General features: G+C 71.0%; 3 protein-coding genes. 1 reads left to right on the forward strand and 2 read right to left on the reverse strand.

Annotation, left to right across the window (positions count from 1 at the left end; translation table 11 throughout):
- Both DY240_RS24220 and DY240_RS24225 read right to left on the reverse strand, forming a co-directional pair.
- Positions 1 to 3,601, reverse strand: a 3,601-nt coding sequence (locus DY240_RS24220) for an NAD-glutamate dehydrogenase (protein WP_147375496.1), incomplete at its 3' end; no start/stop codon positions are given.
- A 251-nt stretch (positions 3,602 to 3,852) separates the two neighbouring features.
- The gene (locus DY240_RS24225; RefSeq protein ID WP_199702304.1) at positions 3,853 to 4,656 is read right to left on the reverse strand and encodes a tryptophan 2,3-dioxygenase; all 804 of its coding nucleotides are present in this window, start codon (positions 4,654 to 4,656) and stop codon (positions 3,853 to 3,855) included.
- A gap of 31 nt (positions 4,657 to 4,687) precedes the next feature.
- Here DY240_RS24225 and DY240_RS24230 point away from each other — a divergent pair, with 31 nt between their 5' ends.
- A complete protein-coding gene (locus DY240_RS24230) occupies positions 4,688 to 5,185 on the forward strand; it encodes a DUF2505 domain-containing protein (protein ID WP_119662287.1) in 498 nt (165 codons plus the stop codon).
- The last annotated feature ends 95 nt before the right edge of the window (positions 5,186 to 5,280 follow it).

Below are 5,280 nucleotides of genomic sequence, written 5' to 3' on the forward strand. Positions count from 1 at the left end.
CGCCCGCCCGCACGATGCCGTCGAGCAGGATCTTGATGTTGACCTCGTGGTCGGAGGTGTCGACGCCGGCGGAGTTGTCGATGGCGTCGGTGTTCACCCGGCCGCCGGCCTGGGCGAACTCGACGCGGCCGCGCTGGGTGAGGCCGAGGTTGCCGCCCTCGCCGACCACCTTGCAGCGCAGGGCGGCGGCGTCGATGCGGATGGCGTCGTTGGCCTTGTCGCCCACCTCGGCGTGCGACTCCGTCGACGCCTTGACGTAGGTGCCGATGCCGCCGTTCCACAGCAGGTCGACGGGGGCGCCGAGGATGGCGTGCATCAGCTCCGGCGGCGTCATGGTCTCGACCGACGGGTCGATGCCCAGCGCCTGCTTGGCCTCGGCCGACAGCGTGATCGTCTTGGCGCTGCGCGGGTAGACGCCGCCGCCCTCGCTGATCAGCTTCGGCTCGTAGTCGTTCCAGCTGGACCGCGGCAGCTCGAACAGCCGGCGGCGTTCGGCGTAGGACTCCGCGGGATCGGGGTCGGGGTCGAGGAAGATGTGCCGGTGGTCGAACGCGGCCACCAGCTTGATGTGCTCGGACAGCAGCATGCCGTTACCGAACACGTCGCCGGACATGTCGCCGATGCCGACGACGGTGAAGTCCTCGGCCTGGATGTCACGGCCGAGCTGGCGGAAGTGCCGCCGCACCGACTCCCACGCGCCGCGGGCGGTGATGCCCATGGCCTTGTGGTCGTAGCCGGCCGAGCCGCCGGACGCGAACGCGTCGCCCAGCCAGAAGCCGTACTCCTTGGACACGGCGTTGGCGATGTCGGAGAACGACGCCGTGCCCTTGTCGGCCGCCACCACCAGGTAGGGGTCGTCGCCGTCGTGCCGGACGACCTGCGGCGGCGGCACGACGCTGCGGTCGGCGGCGCGGTTGTCGGTGATGTCGAGCATGGCGCGGATGAACGTCTTGTAGCACTCGACGCCCTCGGCCAGCCACGCCTCGCGGTCGACGGCGGGGTCGGGCAGCAGCTTGCCGACGAAGCCGCCCTTGGCGCCGACCGGCACGATGACGGCGTTCTTCACCGCCTGCGCCTTGACCAGGCCGAGGATCTCGGTGCGGAAGTCCTCGCGCCGGTCCGACCACCGCAGGCCGCCGCGGGCGACCGCGCCGAAGCGCAGGTGGACGCCCTCGACCCGAGGCGAGTAGACCCAGATCTCGTACATCGGCTTCGGGTCGGGCAGGTCGGGCAGCGAGCGGGAGTCCAGCTTGAAGCTGGTCACCGTCTGCGGGCCGCCGACGGTGGCGCGGTAGTAGCTGGTCCGCAGGGTGGCGTTGACCAGCCGCAGGAACGACCGCAGGATGCGGTCCTGGTCGAGGCTGGCGACTTGGTCGAGGGCCTCCTCGATGCGGTCGGTGAGCTGCTCGGCGGCTGCCGTCCGGGCCGCGCGGCCGGTGTCGTCGGCACCGTAGCGCTCGGGGTCGAACCGGGTCTCGAACAGGTCGACGAGCATGCGCGCCACCTCGACGTGGCCGGACAGCGCCTCCTCGAGGTAGTTCTGGCTGAACGTCGTGCCGGTCTGGCGCAGGTACTTGGCGTACGCGCGCAGGATGGAGGCCTGGCGCCACGAGAGCCCGGCCTGCGGCACCAGCGCGTTGAAGCCGTCGCTCTCGGCGTCGCCCCGCCACACCGCGGCGAACGCCTCCTGGAACAGCACCTTGAGGCGGTCGGCCTCGGTGGCGCGCAGCCCGCGGTAGCGCAGCCCGAAGTCGTAGATGTACGCCGTCGACTCGCCGTCGGGGCCCCGCCGGACGATCTCGTAGGGCCGCTCGTCGACCACCTCGACGCCCATGCGCGACAGGATCGGCAGCACCTGGGTCAGCGAGATGGGCGTGCCCGTGCGGTAGATCTTGAACCGGCGGTCGGTGGCCAGCCCGCCGACCGGCTGGTAGAGGTTCATACCCAGGCCGTTCTCGGCGGGCAGCTCCTCGAGGCGGCGGACGTCGGCCACCGCCGTCCGCGCCGGGAAGTCGGCCTTGTAGCCCTCGGGGAAGCCCTGACGGTAGCGGCGCAGCAGCTTCGCCGCGCCCTCCTCGCCGACCTGCTCGGCCAGCGCGTCGGACAGCTCGTCGCCCCACGACCGGGTGGCGCCGACCAGCTGCTTCTCCAGCGCCGGGATGTCGATGTCGGGCAGCTCCTGGTCGCGCTTCATCCGGATGACGAAGTGCAGCCGGGCCAGCACCGACTCGCCGACCCGCGCGGTGAAGTCGATGGAGTCGCCGTCGGTGGCCGCCAGCAGCAGACGCTGGATGCGCTCGCGCACGTCGGTGTTGTAGCGGTCGCGCGGCAGGTAGACGAGGATCGACAGGTAGCGGCCGTAGTCGTCGCGGCGGATGAACATGCGCAGGTGCCGGCGTTCCTGCAGGTGCACGACGGCGAGCGCGGTGGGCAGCAGCTCCTCGACCGGGATCTGGAACAGCTCGTCGCGCGGGTAGGTCTCGAGCACCTGCAGCAGGTCCTTGCCGGAGTGCCCGGACGGCGCGAAGCCGGCCTGCTCGATGACCTCGGAGACCTTGCGCCGCAGCACCGGGATGCGCAGGACGCTCTCGGTGTAGGCCGCCGACGTGAACAGGCCGAGGAAGCGCCGCTCGCCGACCACCTCGCCGGCCTCGTCGAACGACTTGACCCCGACGTAGTCGAGGTAGGCGGGGCGGTGCACCGTCGCCTTCGAGTTGGCCTTCGTCAGCACCAGCAGCTGCTTCTCGCGCGCCTTGGCCCGCACCTCGCGCGGCAGCTTGCCGAACGATCCGGAGAGGTCCTGGTCGGAGCGCAGGATGCCGAGGCCGGTGCCGGTGACCGCGCGCAGCACGTCCTCGCCGTCGACGACGTCGAGCTGGTACTCGCGGTAGCCGAGGAAGGTGAAGTGGTCGTCGGCCAGCCAGCGCAGCAGCTCGCGGGCCTCGTCGGCCTCGGGCGCCTTGATCGACGACGGCGGCTGCTCCAACTCGTCGGCGATGTCGATGGCCCGCTGCCGCATGCGCGGCCAGTCCTCGACCGCCTCGCGGACGTCGCGGAGCACGTCGCGCAGCAGCCGCTCGATGGCGGCTTGGTCGTCGGGGTCGTCGGTGCGGTCGATCTCGACGTGCATCCACGACTCGACGATGGTGTCGGGGTCGCGGCGCGGGTCGTTCTCGTTGAGGTCGAGCACCTCGACCAGCTGGCCGGTGATGTCGCGGCGGACCACCAGCTGCGGGTGGACGACGAGGCGCAGCGCGTGGTCGTGCTCGGACAGCGCCATGGTGACGGAGTCGACGAGGAACGGCATGTCGTCGATGACGACCTCGACGATGGTGTGCCCGGACGCCCAGCCGTGCTCGTCGATGGTGGGCGTGTAGACGTTGACGACGGCGGTGCCCTGCGGCCGGAGCTGGGCCGAGCGTCGGTGCGAGGCGGCGACGCCGTACACGTCGACGACGTCGCGGTCGACCAGGTCCTCGGCGGCGACGTGCCGGTAGTACCGGCGAAGGAACGCCTCGTCCTGGTCGCGGCTTCCGCGGTCGCCGACCAGCGCGGCCTTCGCGAGGAGCTCGGACTTGGCTTCGTCGAGCCGATTACGCATGATCCACCAACCCCCGGGAGCCAGACTCCGCACGTCGTTGTGCGGAACCTCTCAGAACCTTAGTAGCTCCCCGGCGCGGCCGCGCGCCGGACCCCGATCTCATGATCAACTCCTTGTTGCCGGCCGGTGAACACTCGCGGCGGACGGGCTCCGGGGCGGCCCGGCCGGCGCTCCACCAGGGGTCGTACCGCTTCCGCGGGCATGCATGCCTCACAGGGCGGCATCGGCCCTCGTCGACGGCGGCCAACCGGTCAGAGCCAGGAACGGAGCTCCCAGAGCAGCGGGTAGTAGCGGAGGTCGAGGCGGCTGCGCAGGTAGGAGGCGCCGGACGAGCCGCCGGTGCCGGTCTTCGTGCCGATCATCCGCTCGACCATCGTGACGTGACGGGCCCGCCAGCCGGCGCTGAGCTCGTCGTGCGTCATCAGCGCCTCGGCCAGCTCCCAGACGTCGCCGTAACCGCCGCGGTCGTGCGCCGCGATCCGCAGCGACGCGCTGATCTCGGCGTCGGTACCCGCGGCGAGGTCGTGGGTGCGGAGCACGGCGACGAACGCGTCCCAGAGCGTCGGCTCGTCCAGCCGGCGGTGCAACCGGGCCGCCTCGTCCTCCGTCAGGGCGCGGAACCGGCGCAGGAACGCCTCGTCCTTCGCGCCGGAGATGAACTCCAGCTCGCGGAACTGCACCGACTGGAAGCCGCTGGCCGGCGCCAGCTTGGCGCGGAACTGGAGGAAGTCCTGCGGCGTCATCGTCTCCAGGACGCCGACCTGCTCGATCAGGATGCGCTCGATCTCGTGCACCCGGTGCAGCAGGTGCCGGGCCCACCAGAGGCGGTCGTCGAACATCGCCTGCCGGGCCGACTCCAGCTCGTGCAGGAGCTGCTTGAACCACAGCTCGTAGACCTGGTGGATGGTGATGAACAGCAGCTCGTCGTGAGCATCGGTCTCCAGGCGCTGCTGGTCGAGCAGCTGCCCGAGACGCAGGTAGGTGCCGTAGCTGAGCCGGGCACCGTCCTCGCCGAACTGGGCGGACGGAGGGCTGATCTCCTGGTCGGGTGTCACCCCGCCAGCGTATGAGTCAGGATGTGGAGCCATGGACCTGTACAGCGAGCTGCGTTTCGACGCCGATCCGGCAGCGGTCTTCGCGATGCTGACCGACGAGGCCTACATCGGGAAGAAGACCATGGCCGCCAACGCGATCCGGCACGAGGTGAGCGTCCGGCGCGACGGCGACCGCGTCACCATCGACCTGCTGCGAGTGATGCCGCCGGACGTCCCCGACTTCGTGCGCCGGTTCGTCGGCGAGACGATCGACATCAAGCAGAAGGACGTCTGGAGTCCGGCAGCCGCCGACGGGTCGCGTGAGGGCAGCATCGCACTGGAGATGTCCGGGGCGCCGGTCAAGGCCACCGGCACCATGACGCTGTCCGCCAACGGCGGCGCGTCGACCGTGCTCACCATCAAGGGTGTACTCAAGGCGTCCGTGCCGCTGGTCGGCGGCAGGATCGAGCAGGCTCTGCACCACGGGCTCACCGAGGCGGCGAAGATAGAGGAGCGGGTCGGCCGCGACTGGCTGGCCGGACGCCGCTGATCGACGCGGCCGTTCGCGCGGCGCACGTCCGTCCGGCGGCCGGCGCCGGGCGGACGGCGCGCCTGGCGGCAGGCGTGCCTCGCCGGCGTCGGGTC

The sequence above is a fragment of the Jiangella rhizosphaerae genome, assembly GCF_003579925.1.
GTDB classification, from domain to species: Bacteria; Actinomycetota; Actinomycetes; order Jiangellales; family Jiangellaceae; genus Jiangella; species Jiangella rhizosphaerae.

What these genes read in the sequence shown, in the direction of transcription:
- DY240_RS24230 (WP_119662287.1), top strand. Translation starts at nt 4,688, where the DNA reads ATGGACCTGTACAGCGAGCTGCGTTTCGACGCCGATCCGGCAGCGGTC.